Here is a 21,016-nt window from a genome sequence, read left to right as displayed (position 1 = left end):
AGTCTCCAGTTACCAGACGAAGGCGAGGACTTCCCCGCCAACGCTCCGCTTGCGGGCCTGCCGGTCGGTCAGCAGCCCCTGGGACGTCGAAATGATCGCGACGCCCAGGCCGCCGAGCACCCGCGGGAGCTCGTCGGACTTGGCGTACACCCGGAGGCCGGGCTTGGAAACGCGCTTGATGCCGGCGAGGCTGCGCTCGCGGTTCTGGCCGTACTTGAGCTCAACGACCAGACGCTTGCCGACAGCGCCTTCCTCGGGCTCCTCGGCCGACCAGGAGGCGATGTAACCCTCGCTCTTGAGGACCTCGGCGATGTTCGCCTTGATCTTCGAGAAGGGCATGGTCACCTTGTCGTGGTACGCCTGGTTGGCGTTACGCAGACGCGTGAGCATGTCTGCGATCGGGTCCGTCATCGTCATGGGTGTTCGTCAACCTTTCTCGCCGGGGTTCCCGCAGGCGGGCCTACGGCGAAGCGGTAGTACAAAAAGTCGGGTTACCAAGAAGCCTTCGACACGCCGGGGAGCTCCCCACGGTGCGCCATGTCCCGCACGCAAACGCGGCAGAGGCCGAACTTGCGGTAGACCGAGTGCGGGCGACCGCACTTCTGGCAGCGGGTGTAAGCACGCACGGCGAACTTCGGCTTCGCGGCCGCCTTGATGATCAGCGCCTTCTTGGCCATGCTCAGTTCTCCTTGAACGGGAAGCCCAGGAGCTTGAGCAGCGCCCGGCCCTCGTCGTCGGTCGTCGCGGTGGTGACCACCGTGATGTCCATGCCCCGCGGCCGATCGATCTTGTCCTGGTCGATCTCGTGGAACACCGACTGCTCGGTCAGGCCGAAGGTGTAGTTGCCGTGCCCGTCGAGCTTGCGCCCGTCGAGGCCGCGGAAGTCGCGGATACGCGGGAGGGCGATCGACAGCAGACGGTCGAGGAACTCCCACATCCGGTCGTTGCGCAGGGTCACCTTCGCGCCGATCGGCATGCCCTCACGCAGCTTGAACTGCGCGATGGACTTGGTCGCCCGCCGCACCAGCGGCTTCTGACCGGTGATGGTGGTCAGGTCACGCACGGCGCCGTCGATCAGCTTGGCGTCGCGGGCGGCCTCGCCAACACCCATGTTCACGACGACCTTCACCAGGCCGGGAACCTGCATGGGGTTGCCGTACTTGTACTGCTCCTGGAGGGCCGGAACGACCTCCGAGCGGTACTTCTGCTTCAGACGCGGCAGCGTCTTGGTCTCGGTGGCGGCAGTCATCAGATTTCCTTACCGGTCGTACGCGCGATACGGACCTTGGTGCCGTTCTCGTCGACCTTGTACCCGATGCGGGTCGGCTTGCCCTGGTCGTCCACGATCTGCACGTTCGAGATGTGGATGGGGGCTTCCTGGGTCACGATGCCACCGGTCTTCGAACCACGCTGCGTGGTGCGAATGCGTTCGTGCTTCTTGACGCGGTTGACGCCCTCGACCAGGACCTTGTCCTGCCGCGGGTAGGCCGCGATGACCTTGCCCTTGGCACCCTTGTCCTTGCCGGCGATGACGACGACCGTGTCGCCCTTCTTGATCTTCACGGTCAGAGCACCTCCGGCGCCAGGCTGATGATCTTCATGAACCGCTTGTCGCGCAGCTCGCGGCCGACCGGGCCGAAGATGCGGGTACCGCGGGGGTCCCCACCGTCCTTGATGATGACGGCGGCGTTCTCGTCGAAGCGGATGTACGAGCCGTCCGGACGGCGCTTCTCCTTCGCGGTGCGAACGACGACGGCCTTGACGACGTCACCCTTCTTCACACCGGCGCCGGGGATGGCGTCCTTGACCGTGGCCACGATGACGTCGCCGATGCTCGCGTAACGGCGACCGGAGCCGCCGAGTACGCGGATGCACAGGATCTCCCGGGCACCCGTGTTGTCGGCGACGCGCAGTCGCGACTCCTGCTGGATCACGTCTGTCTCCTATGTCTGCCAGTTCTTCAGCCGGGGGCCGAAGCTTGGCGGAACGATGGTGGGCCGGGGCCGGCTGCGAGCCGGCCCCGGCGCACTCACTTGGCCTTTTCGAGGATCTCTACGACACGCCACCGCTTGGTGGCCGACAGCGGACGGGTCTCCATGAGGAGAACCCGGTCGCCGATGCCGCACGCGTTCTGCTCGTCGTGCACCTTGAGCTTGCGGGTGCGACGCAGAACCTTGCCGTAGAGGGCGTGCTTCACGCGGTCCTCGACCTCGACGACGACGGTCTTGTCCATCTTGTCGCTGACCACCAGGCCCTCGCGAACCTTACGGGTCGCCCGGGCCGAGGTGGCCGTGCTCTCGTCACTCATGCTGTCACCTCATCCGGCGCAACCGAGAGCCCCAGCTCGCGTTCACGCATGATCGTGTAGATCTTCGCGATGTCCTTGCGGACGACCTGCAGCCGACGGTGATTGTCGAGCTGGCCGGTCGCGCCCTGCACGCGAAGGTTGAACAGCTCCGCCTTGGCCTCCCGCAGCCGCGCGACCAGCTCCTCACCGGAGAGCTCGCGCAGCTCGGCTGCCTTAACGCCCGCTGCCATCAGCTTTCACCCACTTCGCGTGTCACGATGCGGCACTTCATCGGGAGCTTGTGGATCGCGCGGCGCATCGCCTCGCGCGCGATCGTCTCGTTCGGGAAGGACATCTCGAAGAGGATCCGGCCCGGCTTGACGTTCGCGACCCACCACTCCGGAGAGCCCTTACCGGAACCCATACGGGTTTCGGCCGGCTTCTTCGTGAGCGCGTTGTCGGGGAAGACCGAGATCCAGACCTTGCCGCCACGCTTGATGTGACGGGTCATCGCGATACGGGCCGACTCGATCTGCCGGTTGGTCACGTACGCGGGCTCCAGCGCCTGGATACCGAACTCGCCGAAGACGACCCGGTTGCCGCCCTTGGACGCGCCGTGGCGGTCCGGGTGGTGCGGCTTGCGGAAGCCCTTCGGGGGCTTACGCGGCATCAGCATCTGTCAGCCCTCCTGCTGCGTTTCGGCCTGAGCCGGAGCCGCGGCGACCGCGGCGTCGTTCGTGTTCTCGCCGGTCGGGGTGTCGCCACCACGAGCCTGCGCGGCCGCGCGACCGGCCTCGGTGCCGCCGGCCGTCGTGCCCGACGAGCCGGAACGGCCACGACGCGGACGGTCGGGGCGGTCACCACGGTCGCGGCGCGGGCGCGCCGGAGCCTCGGTGACGACCTCGCGACCCGGAACGGCGTCGCCCTTGTAGATCCAGACCTTCACGCCGATGCGGCCGAACGTCGTGCGGGCCTCGAAGAAGCCGTACTCGATGTTGGCGCGCAGCGTGTGCAGCGGGACGCGACCCTCACGGTAGAACTCCGTGCGGCTCATCTCCGCGCCGCCGAGACGGCCGGAGACCTGCACCCGGATGCCCTTGCAGATCGGGTTCTTCATGGCCGACTGCATGGCCTTGCGCATCGCCCGGCGGAAGCTGACCCGGGAGGACAGCTGCTCGGCGACGCCCTGCGCCACGAGCTGAGCGTCCGACTCCGGGCTCTTCACCTCGAGGATGTTGAGCTGGACCTGCTTGCCGGTGAGCTTCTCGAGCTCGCCGCGGATGCGGTCGGCCTCGGCGCCCTTGCGGCCGATGACGATGCCCGGCCGGGCGGTGTGGATGTCGACTCGCACCCGGTCACGGGTCCGCTCGATGTCCACCTTCGAGATGCCGGCGCGCTCGAGGCCCTTGGACATCATGCGACGGATCTTGACGTCCTCGCCGATGTAGTCCTTGTAGAGCTTGTCGGCGAACCAGCGGGACTTCCAGTCGGTGGAGATACCGAGGCGGAATCCGGTGGGGTGAACTTTCTGGCCCATTACTCGGACTCCTCCGTGGTCTGGGACTCGGCAGCGGGCGCGGCCTTGGCCGGCGCCGCCTTCTTCGCCGCGGCCGCCTTCTTGGCGGGCCGTGCGACCTGGACCGCCTCGACGGCGATCGTGATGTGACAGGTGCGCTTGCGGATCCGGTACGCCCGGCCCTGCGCCCGCGGACGGAAACGCTTGAGCGTCGGGCCCTCGTCGACGAACGCCTCGCTGACGAGGAGCGCGTCGGGGTCGAGCCGCTCGTTGTTCTCCGCGTTCGCGATGGCGCTGGCAAGCACCTTGTAGACCTGCTCGCTCGCGGCCTGCGGCGCGAACTGCAGGACGGTGAGCGCCTCCTTCGCGGGCAGACCGCGGACGAGGTTGACCACCCGGCGCGCCTTGTTCGGCGAGATGCGCACGTGCCGCGCAACCGCCCGCGCGCCCGGAAGCACCGGAGCGTCGCCCTTGACTGGCATCGCTGTAGCTCCTAAATCCTCTGATCCGTGTATCTGCTTAGCGGCGGCGGCTCTTGCGGTCGTCCTTCTCGTGACCCTTGAACGTACGGGTCAGAGCGAACTCGCCGAGCTTGTGGCCGACCATGGCCTCGGTGATGAACACCGGGACGTGCTTGCGCCCGTCGTGCACGGCGATCGTGTGCCCGAGCATGTCGGGGATGATCATCGAGCGGCGCGACCAGGTCTTGATGACGTTCTTCGAGTTCTTCTCGTTCTGGACTTCCACCTTCTTGAGCAGGTGGTCGTCGACGAACGGGCCCTTCTTCAGGCTGCGTGGCATCTTCTAACTCCCGTTACCCGCGCTTGCGGGTGGCGTAGCGGCGGCGAACGATCAGCTTGTCGCTCTCCTGGCCCTTGCGGCGGGTACGGCCCTCGGGCTTACCAGCCGGGTTGACCGGGTGGCGACCACCGGAGGTCTTGCCCTCACCACCACCGTGCGGGTGGTCGATCGGGTTCATGGCGACACCGCGGACGGTCGGGCGCTTGCCCTTCCACCGCATGCGGCCGGCCTTGCCCCAGTTGATGTTCGACTGCTCGGCATTGCCGATCTCGCCGACCGTGGCGCGGCAACGGATGTCGACCCGGCGGATCTCACCGGAGGGCATACGCAGCGTGGCGTACGCGCCCTCACGGCCGAGCAGCTGGATGCCGACACCGGCCGAGCGGGCCAGCTTGGCGCCACCGCCGGGACGAAGCTCCACACCGTGGACCGTCGTACCGACCGGGATGTTGCGCAGGGGCAGGTTGTTGCCCGGCTTGATGTCCGCGCCGGGGCCCGACTCGACCCGGTCGCCCTGCTTGAGGTCCTTCGGCGCGAGGATGTAGCGCTTCTCGCCGTCGGCGTAGTGCAGCAGCGCGATGCGCGACGTGCGGTTGGGGTCGTACTCGATGTGCGCGACCTTGGCCGGCACGCCGTCCTTGTCGACCCGCTTGAAGTCGATCAGCCGGTACTGCCGCTTGTGGCCACCGCCCTGGTGCCGCGTGGTGATGCGGCCGTGGACGTTGCGGCCACCCTTCTTGGGCAGCGGAGCCAGCAGGGACTTCTCCGGCGTCGACCGGGTGATCTCGGCGAAGTCGGCGACGCTGGAGCCGCGACGGCCCGGCGTGGTCGGCTTGTACTTACGGATAGCCATTGTCTTCTAACCCCTTAGCTGACCGGGCCGCCGAAGGCCTCGATACGGTCGCCGTCAGCCAGCTTGACCATCGCGCGCTTCGTCGCCTTGCGCTGCCCGAAACCGGTGCGGGTGCGCTTGCGCTTGCCCTCGCGGTTCGCGGTGTTGACCGTGAGCACGCGGACGTTGAAGATCTGCTGGATCGCGATCTTGATCGCGGTCTTGTTCGCGTCCGGGTGGACCTCGAACGTGTACCAGTTCTGGTCCAGGACGCTGTAGCTCTTCTCGGAGACCACCGGGCGGACGATGATGTCGCGCGGGTCAGCGATCGTGGTCACTTGTTCCCCTCCTCGGCCGTCACCGGGGTGCCCAGGAACTCGTCGAGCGCGTCCTTGGTGAACACAACCTCGTCGGCGACCAGCACGTCGTACGTGTTGAGCTGTCCGGCCTCGAGCAGGTGAACCGTGACCTCGTTGCGCAGCGACAGCCAGTTGAGCTCGTCGGTGCTGCTGAGCACGACCAGAACCTTGTTGGTCTGTGCGACCTTGCGCAGCGTGGCGATGGCGGCCTTGGTCGACGGCGTCTCGCCGGTGACGAAGGACTCGACCACGTGCACCCGGCCGTCGCGGGCCCGGTCGGAGAGGGCGCCACGCAGGGCGGCGGCCTTCATCTTCTTGGGGGTCCGCTGGCTGTAGTCGCGCGGCACGGGACCGTGCACGACGCCACCGCCGGTGAACTGCGGCGCGCGGATCGAGCCCTGGCGGGCGCGACCGGTGCCCTTCTGCTTGTACGGCTTCTTGCCGCCGCCGGCGACCTCGCCGCGGGACTTCGCCTTGTGCGTGCCCTGGCGGGCGGCCGCGAGCTGGGCCACCACGACCTGGTGCATCAGCGGGATGTTCGCCTGGACGTCGAAGACCGACTCCGGCAGCTCGACCGAGCCGGCCTTGTTGCCCTCGGCGTTGATCACGTCAACCGAGCTCACTTGGCACCGCCCTTCTTCTTCGCCGCGGTGCGGACCAGAACGAGCGCGCCCTTGGGGCCGGGCACAGCGCCCTTGACCAGGATCAGGTTGTTCTCGGTGTCCACCGCCTGCACGGTCAGGTTCTGCACGGTGAAGCGCTGGCTGCCCATGCGGCCCGCCATCCGGACGCCCTTGAAGACGCGGCCGGGGGTGGCGCAGGCGCCGATCGAGCCCGGGGAGCGGTGCTTGCGCTCGACACCGTGGCTGGCGCGGAGGCCGTGGAAGCCGTGGCGCTTGATCACACCGGCGTAGCCCTTACCGCGGGTCTTGCCGGTCACGTCGATCGACGTGCCGACCTCGAAAGCGTCGACCGTGACTTCCTGGCCGAGCTCGTACTCGCCGGCGTCGGTCGTGCGCAGCTCGACCACGTGGCGGCGCGGCGAGACGCCGGCCTTCGCGAAGTGGCCGCTCTCCGGCTTGTTGACCTTACGCGGGTCGATCGCGCCGTACGCGAGCTGAACGGCGGCGTAGCCGTCCTTGTCATCGGTGCGGACCTGGGTCACGACGCAAGGGCCGGCCTGCACCACGGTCACCGGGACGACCTTGTTGTTGTCCCAGACCTGGGTCATGCCGAGCTTGGCGCCCAGGATCCCCTTCACTTGCCTGTCCATTAGTCGCAGATCCCTACAGCTTGATCTCGATGTCGACGCCAGCCGGCAGGTCGAGGCGCATGAGCGAGTCGACCGTCTTGGGAGTCGGGTCGATGATGTCGATCAGCCGCTTGTGCGTGCGCATCTCGAAGTGCTCGCGCGAGTCCTTGTACTTGTGCGGCGAGCGGATGACGCAGAAACGGTTGATCTCCGTGGGCAGCGGCACCGGGCCAGCAACCTGCGCCCCGGTACGCGTCACCGTCTCGACGATCTTCCGCGCCGAGGAGTCGACGACCTCGTGGTCATAGGCCTTGAGCCGGATGCGGATCTTCTGTCCCGCCATGGTGGCTTCTGTTTCCTTCTCTCGATGCCGCTACGTGCGAAAGCGGTGCCCTCGCATGCCCGCAGGACCGTCGATCCTGCGTTGTCCGACCCCCGCGGTCGGGCGTGTCGCGCCTGCACTCAGAAAGCTGCGCACAGCAGCTTTCCAGATCGCGGGGATCTTGAGGTGTCAAACGGGGGTTGAAACACACCCCAGACACCCGGCGAGGGTGGGCAGCTGCCAAGGCAGCTACCCACCCCGCTCGGACGCAACCTGACTAGTATGCCGGATTGAACCCAGCATTGCTAATCGGGGTCGGCGACCTTACTTGTTGATCTTCGTGACCGTACCGGCGCCGACCGTGCGGCCACCCTCGCGGATCGCGAACTTCAGGCCCTGCTCCATGGCGATCGGCTGGATCAGCTTGACCGACATGGTGGTGGAGTCGCCGGGCATGACCATCTCGGTGCCCTCGGGCAGCGTGACGACGCCGGTGACGTCCGTGGTGCGGAAGTAGAACTGCGGGCGGTAGTTCTGGAAGAACGGGGTGTGCCGGCCGCCCTCCTCCTTGGAGAGGATGTAGACCTGGCCCTCGAACTCCGTGTGCGGGGTCGTGGTGCCCGGCTTGATGACGACCATGCCGCGCTCGACGTCCTCGCGCTTGATACCGCGGAGCAGCAGACCGACGTTCTCACCCGCGCGGGCCTCGTCGAGCAGCTTGCGGAACATCTCGATGCCGGTGCAGACGGTCTTGATCGACTTCTCGCGGATACCGACGATCTCGACCTCCTCGTTCGGCTTGAGGATGCCGCGCTCGGCCCGGCCGGTGACGACGGTGCCACGACCGGTGATCGTGAACACGTCCTCGATCGGCATGAGGAACGGCTTGTCGGTCTCACGCTCGGGCTGCGGGATCGCGGTGTCGACCGCGTTCATCAGCTCCATGAGGCGCTCGGTCCACTCGGCGTCGCCCTCGAGAGCCTTGAGCGCCGAGACGCGCACGACCGGCACGTCGTCGCCCGGGAACTCGTAGGTGCTGAGCAGCTCGCGAACCTCGAGCTCGACGAGCTCCAGGAGCTCCTCGTCCTCGACCATGTCGCTCTTGTTCAGGGCGACGACGATGTACGGAACACCGACCTGGCGGGCCAGGAGCACGTGCTCCTTGGTCTGCGGCATCGGGCCGTCGGTCGCGGCGACCACCAGGATCGCGCCGTCCATCTGCGCGGCACCGGTGATCATGTTCTTGATGTAGTCGGCGTGGCCGGGGCAGTCCACGTGCGCGTAGTGGCGCGCCGCGGTCTGGTACTCGACGTGCGCGATCGAGATCGTGATGCCGCGGGCCTTCTCCTCCGGCGCCTTGTCGATCTCGTCGAACGGGGTGTACGGGTTCAGGTCCGGGTACTGGTCGTGCAGGACCTTGGTGATGGCCGCAGTCAGCGTCGTCTTACCGTGGTCGATGTGACCAATGGTGCCGATGTTGACGTGCGGCTTAGTCCGCTCGAACTTCGCCTTCGCCACTGGTGTCCTCCTGTGGACTGTGGTTTTACTTTCGCCCGGCACGCCCGATAAGGCGATGGGGACTCTGTCGACTGCTCGTGCGCGTGCGGTCCTCGACGAACCGCACGCGCCTCAACGCGCCGGCTGGGACTAGGCGCCCGTCGCCTTCGCGATGATCTCCTTCGCGACGCCCTGCGGGACCTCGGCGTAGGAGTCGAACTGCATGCTGTAGCTAGCCCGGCCGGCAGTCTTCGACCGAAGGTCGCCGACGTAGCCGAACATCTCGGAGAGCGGAACCAGAGCCTTGACGACGCGGGCGCCGGAACGCTCCTCCATCGACTGGATGATGCCACGTCGCGAGTTGAGGTCGCCGATGACGTCGCCCATGTTGTCCTCGGGCGTGGTCACCTCGACGGCCATCATCGGCTCGAGCAGCGTCGGGTCGGCCTTGCGGGCCGCCTCCTTCAGCGCCATGGAGCCGGCGATCTTGAACGCCATCTCGGACGAGTCGACCTCGTGGTACTGGCCGTCGACCAGCGTGAACTTCACGCCGACCAGCGGGTAGCCGGCGAGGACGCCGTACTGCATCGAGTCCTGCGCACCCGCGTCGACCGAGGGGATGAACTCCTTGGGGACGCGACCACCGGTCACCGCGTTGACGAACTCGTACGTCGGGCCGTCCGCCGTGAGCGGCAGCGGCTCGATCGTGACGACGACCTTCGCGTACTGGCCGGAGCCACCGGTCTGCTTCTTGTGGACGAAGGTGTGCTTCTCCACGGTGCCGCGGATCGTCTCGCGGTAGGCCACCTGCGGCTTACCGATGTTCGCCTCGACGTTGAACTCGCGGCGCATGCGGTCCACCAGGATGTCCAGGTGGAGCTCGCCCATGCCGGCGATGATCGTCTGACCGGTCTCCTCGTCGTTGAAGACCCGGAAGGTCGGGTCCTCCTCGGCGAGGCGCTGGATCGCGGTGCCCAGCTTCTCCTGGTCCGACTTGGTCTTCGGCTCGATGGCGACCTGGATAACCGGCTCCGGGAAGGTCATCGACTCCAGGATGACCGGGTTGGCCGGGTCGCTGAGCGTGTCACCGGTGGTGGTCTGCTTGAGACCCTGCACGGCGATGATGTCGCCGGCGTGCGCGGTGGCGCGCTCCTCACGCTTGTTCGCGTGCATCTGGTAGATCTTGCCGATCCGCTCCTTCCGGTCCTTGGTGGAGTTGACCACCTGGGCGCCGGAGTCGAGCGTGCCGGAGTAGACCCGCACGTAGGTGAGCTTGCCGAGGTGCTTGTCGGTCTGGATCTTGAAGGCCAGCGCCGAGAACGGCTCGGAGTTCGACGGCTTGCGCTGGATCGGCGTCTCGCCGTCCGTCGCGGTGCCCTCGATGGCCGGGATGTCCAGCGGCGACGGCAGGAAGTCGACAACGGCGTCGAGCATGGGCTGCACGCCCTTGTTCTTGAACGCCGAGCCGCACAGCACCGGGTTGGCCTTGCTGGCGATCGTGGCGCGCCGGATGGCGGCCTTGATCTCGTCGACCGAGAGCTCCTCGCCCTCGAGGTACTTCTCCATGACCGCGTCGTCGACGTCGGCCAGGGTCTCGATCAGCTTCTCGCGCCACTCGTTCGCGGAGTCGACCAGGTCGGCCGGGATCTCCTCGACGGCGTAGTCCTCACCCTTCTGGGTCTCACCACGCCAGGTGAGCGCGCGCATGCCGATCAGGTCGACGACACCGATGTGGTCGCTCTCGAGCCCGATCGGGATCTGGAGCACCAGCGGGGTGGCGTTGAGCCGGTCGATCATCATCTGCACGCAGCGGAAGAAGTCCGCGCCGGTCCGGTCGAGCTTGTTGACGAAGCACATCCGGGGGACGTGGTACTTGTCCGCCTGCCGCCACACGTTCTCGGTCTGGGGCTCCACGCCGGCGACGCCGTCGTAGACCGCCACCGCACCGTCCAGCACGCGCAGCGACCGCTCCACCTCGACCGTGAAGTCGACGTGGCCGGGCGTGTCGATGATCTGGATCGTGTGGCCCTTCCACTCGCACTTCGTGGCGGCGGAAGTGATCGTGATACCGCGCTCCTGCTCCTGCTCCATCCAGTCCATGACGGCGGCGCCCTCGTGGACCTCACCGATCTTGTACGTGATGCCGGTGTAGAACAGGATTCGCTCAGTAGTCGTGGTCTTACCGGCATCGATGTGCGCCATGATGCCGATGTTGCGTACGTTGGCGAGCGCGTCTGCGGCGGCCACTTCAATCCCTACTTTTCTTCGTCGTCGTCTCGTGAACCGGTACGACTTGCGTCCCGGCCCGGTTCACTTCGTCACCGGGCCGGCAGCGGGGTCTTACCAGCGGTAGTGCGCGAAGGCCTTGTTGGACTCCGCCATCTTGTGGGTGTCCTCGCGCCGCTTGACGGCGGCACCGAGGCCGTTGCTGGCGTCGAGCAGCTCGTTCTGGAGACGCTCGATCATGGTCTTCTCGCGGCGCGCCTTCGAGTACTGGACGAGCCAGCGAAGGCCGAGAGTGGTCTGACGCGGCGTGCGGACCTCGACCGGGACCTGGTAGGTCGCGCCACCGACGCGGCGGCTGCGGACCTCGAGGGTCGGCTTCACGTTGTCCATCGCGCGCTTGAGGATCACCACGGGGTCGGTGCCGCTCTTCTCGCGGGCACCCTCGAGGGCGCCGTACACGATGCGCTCGGCGAGCTGACGCTTGCCGCCGATCAGGATCTTGTTGACCAGCTGAGTGACCAGCGGCGAGTTGTAAACCGGGTCCGCGACCACCGGGTGGCGCGGAGCGGGGCCCTTACGCGGCATGTCAGCTCTTCTCCTTCTTCGCGCCGTAACGGCTGCGGGCCTGCTTGCGGTTGCGGACACCCTGGGTGTCCAGCGAACCGCGAACGATCTTGTAGCGGACGCCCGGGAGGTCCTTCACACGACCGCCACGCACGAGCACGATCGAGTGCTCCTGGAGGTTGTGGCCGACGCCCGGGATGTACGCCGTCACCTCGATCTGGCTGCTGAGCTTCACACGAGCGACCTTGCGCAGCGCAGAGTTCGGCTTCTTGGGGGTAGTGGTGTACACGCGCGTGCACACGCCGCGCCGCTGAGGACTTCCCTTCAGCGCCGGCGTCTTGGTCTTGCTCGTCTTCGCCTGGCGGCCCTTGCGGACCAGCTGCTGGATCGTGGGCACCGGGTTCTCTCCGCTCCCTTCGGCCGCTCTTACCGCGACCGCACCGTCTTAGTTATGCCTCTGTGCGCCGAGCGCTCCCCTGCCCGGGGGGCGTCCGGCACCCGCGGTCGGGCGTGTCGTCCGGCTCACGGTCCCGCCGCGCGTTTGTCAACGCGCAACGGGTCTTGTCTGTGTCGGCACCCCGTGGGGGTGCCGCGCTCGGCGCATCGCCGACCCCGTCGCTTCGCTCTTGAGAGAGCTCAGCCGACTCGGGCGCACGCACGAGTTGCCCGGGCGAGCCCGGGCACGAGGGGAAAGCGTACCCACCCCAAGCATCCAGGTCAAAATCAGCAACCCAGTCCTCGCGACGGATACCTCCGAGACAAGTGTACCGGGTGCTTGACGGAACCGGCGCCGCGGTGTCCGATCCGGCGCCGGCGGCGACACAGGCCACTCACATGACAACCGGGGCCACTCAGGATGACAACTGCAACACCAATGCCAACGCCAGGGACAGCAGTGCGATTCCCGCGCCGGCCGATCCGCATGCGATCCCCGCCATACCGATACCGGAGCCGGTGAAACGGACCTGGCCCACCTGGCCGGATCGGCGGATCTGGCGCCGGGACACGATGCCGAGCGTCACAGCGCCCGCGCCGGCCAGCACGCTCAGGACGGTGAAGGCCCCGCCGACCCACCCTCCCCAGCCGCCGGACGCGCCGGCGACGCCGAAGCAGAGCACCAGCGACGAGACCAGGATCGAGCCGATGCCGGCGAGCAGCGAGCCGATCGCCAGGCCGGACGTGATGGGCTCGACCCGCAGCTGCACCAGCCCGAATTCCGTGCCCGGCAGCGGATCGACCCGCTCGGGCCGCCAGCGCCCGTTGGGCGGGGGCGGCGGGGGCGGATAGGGCATGGCCGCCGGCGGCTGCGTCATGACAAGAGCATGTCACCCGAACGGGGTCAGTCGGTACCCGGGGCGAAGTCGGGGCCGCCCGGCGCCGCGGCGAGGTGCAGCAGCCCGGCGATCGCGGCGATCACCAGCGACGTGAGGGCCAGGACCAGACCGGCCCAGGCGAGCCGGCGGCCGCGGCGGATCCACGCGGAGCCGGTCAGATAACCCCCGGCCTGGTACGCCTGCCGGGCGGCCTGACGGGCGAGCAGCAGCGCGACGGTGGCCGGAATCACACCGCCGACGAACGGGCCGGTCAGGAAGCCCACCAGGCCCAGCGCGAAGACCGCCCGTGCCTTCGAGGACGGCTCGGGATCCGGATCCATCGGGTGGCGGGTGGGCGGGGCGGCCACGGGAAGCGTCACCATCCCATAGTAAAGACGCCGAAAGGCGGCCGCGCTGTCGCGCGACCGCCTTCCCGGCGTTCAGAGACCCTTAGCGGTACGACCCGAAGTCGAAGTCGTCCAGCGGCACGGCCTGCCCGCTGGCCGGCCCGAAGCCGTAGTCGGTCTCGGGGTATCCGGTCATCGAGTAGACCTTGGCCTTGGCCTCCTCGGTCGGCTCCACCCGGATGTTGCGGTACTTGCTGATGCCCGTACCGGCCGGGATGAGCTTACCGATGATCACGTTCTCCTTGAGGCCGACGAGCGAGTCGCTGCGCGAGTTGATCGCCGCGTCGGTCAGCACCCGGGTGGTCTCCTGGAAGGAGGCCGCCGAGAGCCAGGAGTCGGTGGCCAGCGAGGCCTTGGTGATACCCATCAGCACCGGGCGACCGGCGGCGGGCTCGCCGCCCTCGCCGACGAGCCGGCGGTTCTCCGACTCGAACAGCGCCCGGTCGACCAGGACACCCGGGAGGAACTCCGAGGCGCCCGAGTCGATGACCGTCACCCGCTTGAGCATCTGGCGGATGATGATCTCGATGTGCTTGTCGTGGATGAGCACACCCTGCGAGCGGTAGACCTCCTGGACCTCCTGGGTCAGGTGGACCTGGACCGCGCGCGGGCCCATGATGCGCAGCAGCTCGTGCGGGTCGATGGTGCCCTCGGTGAGCTTCTCGCCGACGCCGACGTGGTCGCCGTCGTGGGCGCGCAGCTTCACGCGCTTCGAGATCTTGTCGTACACGATCTCGTCGCTGCCGTCGTCCGGCACCACGATGATCTTGCGCGACCGCTCGCCGTCCTCGATGCGGATGCGTCCCGGGGTGTCGGCGATGGGCGCCTTGCCCTTGGGCACGCGGGCCTCGAAGATCTCCTGGACACGCGGCAGACCCTGGGTGATGTCCTCACCCGCGACACCACCGGTGTGGAAGGTACGCATCGTCAGCTGCGTGCCGGGCTCACCGATGGACTGGGCCGCGATGATGCCGACCGCCTCGCCGATGTCGACCGACTTGCCGGTCGGCAGCGAGCGGCCGTAGCAGGCCGCGCACACGCCGAGCTTCGACTCGCAGGTCAGCACGCTGCGCACCCGGACGTTCTCGACACCGGCGGCGACGAGCTTGTCGACCAGGATCGAGTTGAGGTCCGAGCCGCGGGCGACGACCAGGTTGCCGTCGGCGTCCGTGATGTCGTCGGCCAGCGTACGGGCGTGCACACCGGTCTCGGCGTGCACGTGCACGACCAGGGTGCCGTCCGCCTCGCGGTCGCCCACCTGCATCGGGATCGCGCGGTCGGTGCCGCAGTCCTCCTCGCGGATGATGACGTCCTGCGAGACGTCCACCAGACGCCGGGTCAGGTAACCCGAGTCGGCGGTACGCAGCGCGGTGTCGGCCAGACCCTTACGGGCACCGTGCGTGGAGATGAAGTACTCCAGCACGGTCAGACCCTCGCGGTACGACGAGGTGATCGGCCGCGGGATGATCTCACCCTTGGGGTTGGCCACCAGGCCACGGATCGCGGCGATCTGCCGGAGCTGCAGCAGGTTACCGCGGGCACCCGAGTTGATCATGACCCAGAGCGGGTTCTCGTGCGGCAGCGAGTTCTCCATCTCCTTGGAGATCTCGTTGGTCGCCTTCGTCCAGATCTCGATGAGCTCGCCGCGACGCTCCTCGGCGGTCATCAGACCACGCTGGTACTGCTTGTCGATCCGGTCCGCCTCGACCTGGTAGCGCTGCAGGATCTCCGGCTTGCGCTCCGGGCCGATGACGTCGCCCATGCCGATCGTCACACCGGACCAGGTGGCCCAGTGGAAGCCGGCCTCCTTGAGCGCGTCCAGGGTCGCGGCCAGCGCGACCTTGGGGAAGCGCTCGGCGAGGTCGTTGACGATCGCCGACAGCTGACCCTTGCGGATCTCGTAGTTCACGAAGCGGTAGCCCGGGGGCAGCGTCTCGTTGAAGATGACGCGGCCCAGGGTGGTCTCGACCAGGAGCGGCTCGCCCTCGGTCCAGCCCTCCGGCGCCTCCCACTTGGCGGCCTTGGCGCCGTTGTCCACGCCGATGACGCCCTGGAGACGGATCTTGACCGGCGCCTGGAGGTGCAGCTCGCCGTTGTCGTACGCCATCCGCGCCTCGGCGTCCGAGCTGAACACCCGTCCCTCGCCCTTGTTGCCGGGCGTCTGGTGGGTCAGGTGGTACAGGCCGATGACCATGTCCTGGGTGGGCATGGTGACCGGCTTGCCGTCGGCCGGCTTGAGGATGTTGTTCGACGAGAGCATCAGGATCCGGGCCTCGGCCTGCGCCTCGGCCGACAGCGGCACGTGGACCGCCATCTGGTCACCGTCGAAGTCGGCGTTGAACGCCGTGCACACGAGCGGGTGGATCTGGATCGCCTTGCCCTCGACCAGCTGCGGCTCGAAGGCCTGGATGCCGAGGCGGTGCAGGGTCGGCGCGCGGTTCAGCAGCACGGGGTGCTCGCTGATGACCTCTTCGAGGACGTCCCACACGACCGGGCGCTGACGCTCGACCATCCGCTTGGCCGACTTGATGTTCTGCGCGTGGTTCAGGTCGACCAGGCGCTTCATCACGAACGGCTTGAACAGCTCCAGCGCCATCTGCTTGGGCAGGCCGCACTGGTGCAGCTTGAGCCGCGGGCCGACGACGATGACCGAACGGCCGGAGTAGTCGACGCGCTTGCCCAGCAGGTTCTGGCGGAACCGGCCCTGCTTGCCCTTGAGCATGTCGGACAGCGACTTGAGCGGGCGGTTACCCGGGCCGGTGACCGGCCGGCCGCGGCGGCCGTTGTCGAACAGCGCGTCGACGGCCTCCTGCAGCATCCGCTTCTCGTTGTTCACGATGATCTCGGGCGCGCCCAGGTCGATCAGGCGCTTCAGCCGGTTGTTCCGGTTGATGACCCGGCGGTACAGGTCGTTCAGGTCGGACGTCGCGAAACGGCCACCGTCGAGCTGCACCATCGGGCGCAGGTCCGGCGGGATGACCGGCACGCAGTCGAGCACCATGCCGAGCGGCGAGTTGCGGGTGTTCAGGAACGCGGCGACGACCTTGAGGCGCTTGAGCGCACGGATCTTCCGCTGGCCCTTGCCCGTGCGGATGATCTCGCGCAGGTTCTCGGCCTCGGCGTCCAGGTCCATGTTCTCGAGCAGCGCCTTGATCGCCTCGGCGCCCATCCCACCGGTGAAGTACTCACCGAAGCGGTCCCGCAGCTCGCGGTAGAGCAGCTCGTCGGTGACCAGCTGCTTGGAGTCGAGCTTGCGGAAGGTGTCGAGCACCTCGTCGAGACGGTCGATCTCGCGCTGCGCCTTGTCGCGGATCTGGCGCATCTCGCGCTCGCCGGCCTCCTTGACCTTGCGGCGCACGTCGGCCTTCGCACCCTCGGCCTCGAGCTCGGCGAGGTCCTGCTCCAGCTTGGCGGCCCGCTTCTCGATCTCGGAGTCGCGGCCGTTCTCCGACTGCCGCTTCTCGGCGAAGATCTCGTTCTCGATGGTGGACATGTCGCGGTGACGCGCCTCGGCGTCCACGCTCGTGACCACGTACGAGGCGAAGTAGATGATCTTCTCGAGGTCCTTCGGCGCCAGGTCGAGCAGGTAGCCCAGCCGGCTCGGCACACCCTTGAAGTACCAGATGTGCGTGACCGACGCGGCCAGCTCGATGTGGCCCATGCGCTCACGGCGCACCTTGGACCGGGTCACCTCGACGCCGCAGCGCTCACAGATGATGCCCTTGAACCGGACGCGCTTGTACTTGCCGCAGTAGCACTCCCAGTCCCGCTGCGGACCGAAGATCTTCTCGCAGAAGAGTCCGTCCTTCTCGGGCTTGAGCGTGCGGTAGTTGATCGTCTCGGGCTTCTTGACCTCGCCGTGGGACCACTGCCGGATGTCGTCGGCGGTGGCCAGGCCGATGCGCAACTCGTCGAAGAAGTTGACGTCGAGCACTTGGTCTATCCCTCGTATTTCTTGCTCGAATGGATTCCAGGCCGGCGGGAGCGGCCCCCTCGTTCCGATTGGCTCGGCGCTCGGGGGCCGCTATCCGTCAGATCTCTTCGACGCTGCTGACGCCCTCGTTCGGGCGCCGCGACAGGTCGATGCCGAGTTCCTCCGCGGCCCGGAAGACCTCGTCGTCGGTCTCGCGCATCTCGAGGGCCACGCCGTCGCTGGAGAGCACCTCGACGTTGAGGCACAGCGACTGCAGCTCCTTGAGCAGCACCTTGAACGACTCGGGGATTCCCGGCTCCGGGATGTTCTCGCCCTTGACGATGGCCTCGTAGACCTTCACGCGGCCGAGCACGTCGTCGGACTTGATGGTGAGCAGCTCCTGCAGCGCGTAAGCGGCGCCGTAGGCCTGCATCGCCCAGCACTCCATCTCGCCGAACCGCTGGCCACCGAACTGCGCCTTACCACCCAGCGGCTGCTGCGTGATCATCGAGTACGGGCCGGTCGACCGAGCGTGGATCTTGTCGTCGACCAGGTGGTTCAGCTTGAGGATGTACACGTACCCGACCGAGATCGGGTCCGGCAGCGGCTCGCCGGAGCGGCCGTCGAACAGCTGCGCCTTGCCGTCGCCGTTGACCAGCCGCTTACCGTCGCGGTTGACCAGGGTCGACTCCAGGAGGCCCTTGATCTCCTCCTCCTGCGCACCGTCGAAGACGGGGGTCGCGACGTTCGAGTCCGCGGGGGACTCGTGCGCCTCGATCGCGCGCAGCTGGCGCTTCCACTCGGCGTCGTCGCCCTCGACCTCCCAGCCGGTCTTGGCGATCCACCCGAGGTGGGTCTCCAGGACCTGGCCGATGTTCATACGCGAGGGCACACCGAGCGGGTTGAGCACGATGTCGACGGGGGTGCCGTCCTCGAGGAACGGCATGTCCTCGACCGGGAGGATCTTGGAGATGACGCCCTTGTTGCCGTGCCGGCCCGCGAGCTTGTCACCGTCCTGGATCTTCCGCTTCTGGGCCACGTAGACGCGGACCAGCTCGTTGACGCCCGGGGGCAGCTCGTCGCCGTCCTCGCGGGAGAACGTACGGACGCCGATGACCGTGCCGGTCTCGCCGTGCGGCACCTTCAGCGAGGTGTCCCGGACCTCCCGGGCCTTCTCACCGAAGATCGCGCGGAGCAGGCGCTCCTCGGGGGTCAGCTCGGTCTCGCCCTTGGGCGTGACCTTGCCGACCAGGATGTCGCCGGGCACGACCTCGGCACCGATCCGGATGATGCCGCGCTCGTCCAGGTCGGCGAGCATTTCCTCGCTGACGTTGGGGATGTCGCGGGTGATCTCTTCCGGGCCGAGCTTGGTGTCGCGGGCGTCGACCTCGTGCTCCTCGATGTGGATCGAGGTGAGGACGTCCTGCTGGACGAGGCGCTGCGACAGGATGATCGCGTCCTCGTAGTTGTGACCCTCCCAGCACATGAACGCGACGAGCAGGTTGCGGCCGAGGGCCATCTCCCCCTCGTCGGTGCACGGGCCGTCGGCGATGACCTGGCCGGCCTCGACCCGGTCACCCTCGAACACGACCGGCTTCTGGTTGACGCAGGAGCCGGCGTTGGAGCGGCGGAACTTGTGCAGCAGGTACGTGCGGCGGTGGCCGTCGTCCTGGTGGACCGTCACGTAGTCGGCGCACAGGTCCTCGACCACACCGCCGACCTCGGCCACGACCACGTCGCCGGCGTCGACCGCGGCACGGTACTCCATGCCGGTGCCGACCAGCGGCGCCTCGGCCTTGACCAGCGGCACGGCCTGACGCTGCATGTTGGCGCCCATGAGCGCGCGGTTGGCGTCGTCGTGCTCGAGGAACGGGATCATCGCGGTGGCGACCGAGGTCATCTGCCGCGGCGACACGTCCATGTAGTCGACCTGCGTGCCGGGCACGTAGTCGACCTCACCGCCCTTCCGGCGGACCAGGACGCGGTCGTCGGCGAAGGTGCCGTCGCTCTTCAGCGTGGCGTTCGCCTGCGCCTTGATGAACCGGTCCTCCTCGTCCGCGGTGAGGTAGTGGACCTCGTCGGTGACGCGGCCGTCCTCGACCTTGCGGTACGGGGTCTCGATGAAGCCGAACGGGTTGACCCGCGCGAACGTCGAGAGCGCGCCGATCAGGCCGATGTTCGGGCCCTCGGGCGTCTCGATCGGGCACATCCGGCCGTAGTGCGACGGGTGCACGTCACGGACCTCGAAGCCGGCCCGCTCACGGGACAGACCACCGGGGCCCAGCGCCGACAGACGACGGCGGTGGGTCAGGCCCGCGAGCGGGTTGGTCTGGTCCATGAACTGCGACAGCTGCGACGTACCGAAGAACTCCTTGATCGCCGCCACCACGGGACGGATGTTGATCAGGGTCTGCGGCGTGATCGCCTCGACGTCCTGGGTCGTCATGCGCTCGCGGACGACGCGCTCCATCCGGGACAGGCCGACACGGACCTGGTTCTGGATGAGCTCGCCGACGGTGCGCAGACGGCGGTTGCCGAAGTGGTCGATGTCGTCGGCCTCGTAGCCCTCCTCACCGGCGTGCAGCCGGCAGAGGTACTCGACGGTCTTGACGATGTCTTCCTCGGTCAGCGTGCCGCGGTCGATCGGGACGTCGATCTCGAGCTTCTTGTTGAACTTGTAGCGGCCGACCTTGGCGACGTCGTACCTCTTCGGGTTGAAGAAGAGGTTGTCGAGCAGGGTCTGCGCGTTCTCCCGGGTCGGGGGCTCACCCGGGCGGAGCTTGCGGTAGATGTCGAGCAGGGCCTCGTCCTGCCCGGCGATGTGGTCCTTCTCGAGGGTGGTCATGAGCAGCTCGGACCACCCGAACCGCTCACGGATCTGGTCGGCCGACCAGCCGATCGCCTTGAGCAGGACCGTGACGGCCTGCCGGCGCTTGCGGTCGATCCGGACACCGACGGTGTCGCGCTTGTCGATGTCGAACTCCAGCCAGGCGCCCCGGCTGGGGATGACCTTGACGCTGGAGAGGTCGCGGTCGGAGGTCTTGTCCGGCTCCTTGGTGAAGTACACGCCCGGCGAGCGGACGAGCTGGCTCACCACGACGCGCTCCGTGCCGTTGATGACGAACGTCCCCTTGGGGGTCATCATCGGGAAGTCACCCATGAACACGGTCTGGCTCTTGATCTCGCCAGTCGTGTTGTTGGTGAACTCCGCGGTCACGAACAGCGGCGCGCAGTAGGTCAGATCCTTCTCCTTGCACTCCTCGATCGAGGCCTTGACCTCGTCGAATCGGGGAGACGAGAAGGACAGCGACATTGTGCCGGAGAAGTCCTCAATGGGACTGATCTCTTCGAGGATCTCTGCGAGGCCCGACTGGGCGTGCGGGTCGTCCGTCGACCGGGCCTGCCAAGCCTCGTTCCCGACCAGCCAGTCGAAGGACTCCGTCTGGAGGGCGAGGAGGTTGGGGACCTCTAGCTGCTCGGTGATCCTGCCGAAAGAGACACGGCGGGGTGCGTAAGCGCTCGACGTACGGCTGGTCTTCGCAGGGCGGGAAGCTGCCAAGATGCGTCCTTCCGAGGACCGGTGCTGCTGATGCGGCTGCAGCTGCGGTATGCAACTGTCTGCGTTGCCCCTTTTGTGTGGGCACTGCGACGAGCCCCCAGGAAGTCATCCTGATGGATGTCCTGACAGGGCTCAAGGCAGAGGGCAGCGCAAACTAGCAGTGTAGCC

The 21,016-nt window shown here is 67.4% G+C and carries 24 protein-coding genes; all 24 read right to left on the bottom strand.

Features of this window, described 5'->3' with window-relative positions; translation table 11 throughout:
* Window positions 1–9 precede the first annotated feature (9 nt).
* Entirely contained in the window at window positions 10–417 is a 408-nt protein-coding gene (gene rpsH, locus Ade02nite_RS13315; protein WP_203761918.1) for a 30S ribosomal protein S8, read from the bottom strand.
* A 74-nt stretch (window positions 418–491) separates the two neighbouring features.
* Window positions 492–677: a type Z 30S ribosomal protein S14 gene (locus tag Ade02nite_RS13310; protein ID WP_014440734.1), complete on the bottom strand. Its 186-nt coding sequence runs from the start codon at window positions 675–677 to the stop codon at window positions 492–494.
* Between the two features lie 2 nt (window positions 678–679).
* Window positions 680–1,249 carry a 50S ribosomal protein L5 gene (rplE, locus tag Ade02nite_RS13305; RefSeq protein ID WP_203761917.1) on the bottom strand — a complete coding sequence of 190 codons (570 nt, stop codon included), beginning with the start codon at window positions 1,247–1,249 and terminating at the stop codon, window positions 680–682.
* Window positions 1,249–1,569, bottom strand: a complete 321-nt coding sequence (rplX, locus tag Ade02nite_RS13300; RefSeq protein ID WP_203761951.1) for a 50S ribosomal protein L24 — start codon at window positions 1,567–1,569, stop codon at window positions 1,249–1,251. Before rplX ends, rplE begins: the two co-directional genes overlap by 1 nt.
* Window positions 1,566–1,934, bottom strand: coding sequence for a 50S ribosomal protein L14 (gene rplN / locus Ade02nite_RS13295; RefSeq protein WP_007073026.1), 369 nt, complete (start codon window positions 1,932–1,934; stop codon window positions 1,566–1,568). Before rplN ends, rplX begins: the two co-directional genes overlap by 4 nt.
* A 95-nt stretch (window positions 1,935–2,029) precedes the next feature.
* Window positions 2,030–2,308: a 30S ribosomal protein S17 gene (gene rpsQ / locus Ade02nite_RS13290; protein ID WP_203761916.1), complete on the bottom strand. Its 279-nt coding sequence runs from the start codon at window positions 2,306–2,308 to the stop codon at window positions 2,030–2,032.
* On the bottom strand, window positions 2,305–2,538 hold the full coding sequence (rpmC, locus tag Ade02nite_RS13285) for a 50S ribosomal protein L29 (RefSeq protein WP_203761915.1): 234 nt from the start codon (window positions 2,536–2,538) through the stop codon (window positions 2,305–2,307). The genes rpsQ and rpmC overlap by 4 nt, the downstream gene beginning before the upstream one ends.
* Window positions 2,538–2,963 (bottom strand): 50S ribosomal protein L16, encoded by a 426-nt coding sequence (gene rplP, locus Ade02nite_RS13280; RefSeq protein WP_097322770.1) that lies wholly within the window; start codon window positions 2,961–2,963, stop codon window positions 2,538–2,540. The genes rpmC and rplP overlap by 1 nt, the downstream gene beginning before the upstream one ends.
* 3 nt (window positions 2,964–2,966) lie before the next feature.
* Window positions 2,967–3,824 carry a 30S ribosomal protein S3 gene (gene rpsC, locus Ade02nite_RS13275; protein WP_203761914.1) on the bottom strand — a complete coding sequence of 286 codons (858 nt, stop codon included), beginning with the start codon at window positions 3,822–3,824 and terminating at the stop codon, window positions 2,967–2,969.
* The gene (gene rplV, locus Ade02nite_RS13270) at window positions 3,824–4,285 is read right to left on the bottom strand and encodes a 50S ribosomal protein L22 (RefSeq protein ID WP_203761913.1); all 462 of its coding nucleotides are present in this window, start codon (window positions 4,283–4,285) and stop codon (window positions 3,824–3,826) included. Before rplV ends, rpsC begins: the two co-directional genes overlap by 1 nt.
* 37 nt (window positions 4,286–4,322) lie before the next feature.
* Window positions 4,323–4,604: a 30S ribosomal protein S19 gene (gene rpsS, locus Ade02nite_RS13265; protein WP_097322773.1), complete on the bottom strand. Its 282-nt coding sequence runs from the start codon at window positions 4,602–4,604 to the stop codon at window positions 4,323–4,325.
* A gap of 13 nt (window positions 4,605–4,617) precedes the next feature.
* Entirely contained in the window at window positions 4,618–5,457 is an 840-nt protein-coding gene (rplB, locus tag Ade02nite_RS13260; RefSeq protein WP_203761912.1) for a 50S ribosomal protein L2, read from the bottom strand.
* Between the two features lie 14 nt (window positions 5,458–5,471).
* Window positions 5,472–5,774: a 50S ribosomal protein L23 gene (gene rplW / locus Ade02nite_RS13255; protein ID WP_203761911.1), complete on the bottom strand. Its 303-nt coding sequence runs from the start codon at window positions 5,772–5,774 to the stop codon at window positions 5,472–5,474.
* Window positions 5,771–6,418, bottom strand: a complete 648-nt coding sequence (gene rplD / locus Ade02nite_RS13250; protein WP_203761910.1) for a 50S ribosomal protein L4 — start codon at window positions 6,416–6,418, stop codon at window positions 5,771–5,773. The genes rplW and rplD overlap by 4 nt, the downstream gene beginning before the upstream one ends.
* Window positions 6,415–7,068, bottom strand: a complete 654-nt coding sequence (gene rplC / locus Ade02nite_RS13245; protein ID WP_203761909.1) for a 50S ribosomal protein L3 — start codon at window positions 7,066–7,068, stop codon at window positions 6,415–6,417. Before rplC ends, rplD begins: the two co-directional genes overlap by 4 nt.
* Window positions 7,069–7,081: 13 nt before the next feature.
* A complete protein-coding gene (rpsJ, locus tag Ade02nite_RS13240; RefSeq protein ID WP_007073037.1) occupies window positions 7,082–7,390 on the bottom strand; it encodes a 30S ribosomal protein S10 in 309 nt (102 codons plus the stop codon).
* A 303-nt stretch (window positions 7,391–7,693) separates the two neighbouring features.
* Complete coding sequence (tuf, locus tag Ade02nite_RS13235; RefSeq protein ID WP_203761908.1) at window positions 7,694–8,887, bottom strand: elongation factor Tu; 1,194 nt, start codon at window positions 8,885–8,887, stop codon at window positions 7,694–7,696.
* A 129-nt stretch (window positions 8,888–9,016) separates the two neighbouring features.
* Window positions 9,017–11,113, bottom strand: coding sequence for an elongation factor G (gene fusA / locus Ade02nite_RS13230; RefSeq protein ID WP_203761907.1), 2,097 nt, complete (start codon window positions 11,111–11,113; stop codon window positions 9,017–9,019).
* A gap of 93 nt (window positions 11,114–11,206) precedes the next feature.
* Window positions 11,207–11,677, bottom strand: a complete 471-nt coding sequence (rpsG, locus tag Ade02nite_RS13225) for a 30S ribosomal protein S7 (protein WP_043531103.1) — start codon at window positions 11,675–11,677, stop codon at window positions 11,207–11,209.
* Window position 11,678: 1 nt separating this feature from the next.
* A complete protein-coding gene (rpsL, locus tag Ade02nite_RS13220) occupies window positions 11,679–12,053 on the bottom strand; it encodes a 30S ribosomal protein S12 (RefSeq protein ID WP_014440718.1) in 375 nt (124 codons plus the stop codon).
* Between the two features lie 454 nt (window positions 12,054–12,507).
* Window positions 12,508–12,969 (bottom strand): hypothetical protein, encoded by a 462-nt coding sequence (locus Ade02nite_RS13215; RefSeq protein WP_239168726.1) that lies wholly within the window; start codon window positions 12,967–12,969, stop codon window positions 12,508–12,510.
* 26 nt (window positions 12,970–12,995) lie between these two features.
* The gene (locus Ade02nite_RS13210) at window positions 12,996–13,352 is read right to left on the bottom strand and encodes a hypothetical protein (RefSeq protein WP_203761906.1); all 357 of its coding nucleotides are present in this window, start codon (window positions 13,350–13,352) and stop codon (window positions 12,996–12,998) included.
* A 67-nt stretch (window positions 13,353–13,419) separates the two neighbouring features.
* Entirely contained in the window at window positions 13,420–17,310 is a 3,891-nt protein-coding gene (locus Ade02nite_RS13205) for a DNA-directed RNA polymerase subunit beta' (RefSeq protein ID WP_203761905.1), read from the bottom strand.
* Window positions 17,311–17,407: 97 nt separating this feature from the next.
* Window positions 17,408–20,848, bottom strand: coding sequence for a DNA-directed RNA polymerase subunit beta (rpoB, locus tag Ade02nite_RS13200; protein WP_203761904.1), 3,441 nt, complete (start codon window positions 20,846–20,848; stop codon window positions 17,408–17,410).
* Window positions 20,849–21,016 lie beyond the last annotated feature (168 nt).

This window comes from Paractinoplanes deccanensis (genome assembly GCF_016862115.1).
GTDB lineage: Bacteria > Actinomycetota > Actinomycetes > Mycobacteriales > Micromonosporaceae > Actinoplanes > Actinoplanes deccanensis.
This window is presented reverse-complemented; position numbering and strand designations above follow the sequence as displayed.

Bases quoted from the DNA above. Each gene is read 5' to 3' on its own strand.
- rpsH (WP_203761918.1), bottom strand. From the start codon at position 417: ATGACGATGACGGACCCGATCGCAGACATGCTCACGCGTCTGCGTAAC.
- rpsS (WP_097322773.1), bottom strand. From the start codon at position 4,604: ATGCCACGCAGCCTGAAGAAGGGCCCGTTCGTCGACGACCACCTGCTC.
- rpsJ (WP_007073037.1), bottom strand. From the start codon at position 7,390: ATGGCGGGACAGAAGATCCGCATCCGGCTCAAGGCCTATGACCACGAG.
- rplE (WP_203761917.1), bottom strand. From the start codon at position 1,249: ATGACTGCCGCCACCGAGACCAAGACGCTGCCGCGTCTGAAGCAGAAG.
- rplV (WP_203761913.1), bottom strand. From the start codon at position 4,285: ATGCCAGTCAAGGGCGACGCTCCGGTGCTTCCGGGCGCGCGGGCGGTT.
- Ade02nite_RS13210 (WP_203761906.1), bottom strand. From the start codon at position 13,352: ATGGTGACGCTTCCCGTGGCCGCCCCGCCCACCCGCCACCCGATGGAT.
- Ade02nite_RS13310 (WP_014440734.1), bottom strand. From the start codon at position 677: ATGGCCAAGAAGGCGCTGATCATCAAGGCGGCCGCGAAGCCGAAGTTC.
- rpsQ (WP_203761916.1), bottom strand. From the start codon at position 2,308: ATGAGTGACGAGAGCACGGCCACCTCGGCCCGGGCGACCCGTAAGGTT.
- rplP (WP_097322770.1), bottom strand. From the start codon at position 2,963: ATGCTGATGCCGCGTAAGCCCCCGAAGGGCTTCCGCAAGCCGCACCAC.
- Ade02nite_RS13215 (WP_239168726.1), bottom strand. From the start codon at position 12,969: ATGACGCAGCCGCCGGCGGCCATGCCCTATCCGCCCCCGCCGCCCCCG.
- rplC (WP_203761909.1), bottom strand. From the start codon at position 7,068: ATGGACAGGCAAGTGAAGGGGATCCTGGGCGCCAAGCTCGGCATGACC.
- rpmC (WP_203761915.1), bottom strand. From the start codon at position 2,538: ATGGCAGCGGGCGTTAAGGCAGCCGAGCTGCGCGAGCTCTCCGGTGAG.
- rpsC (WP_203761914.1), bottom strand. From the start codon at position 3,824: ATGGGCCAGAAAGTTCACCCCACCGGATTCCGCCTCGGTATCTCCACC.
- rplB (WP_203761912.1), bottom strand. From the start codon at position 5,457: ATGGCTATCCGTAAGTACAAGCCGACCACGCCGGGCCGTCGCGGCTCC.
- rpsG (WP_043531103.1), bottom strand. From the start codon at position 11,677: ATGCCGCGTAAGGGCCCCGCTCCGCGCCACCCGGTGGTCGCGGACCCG.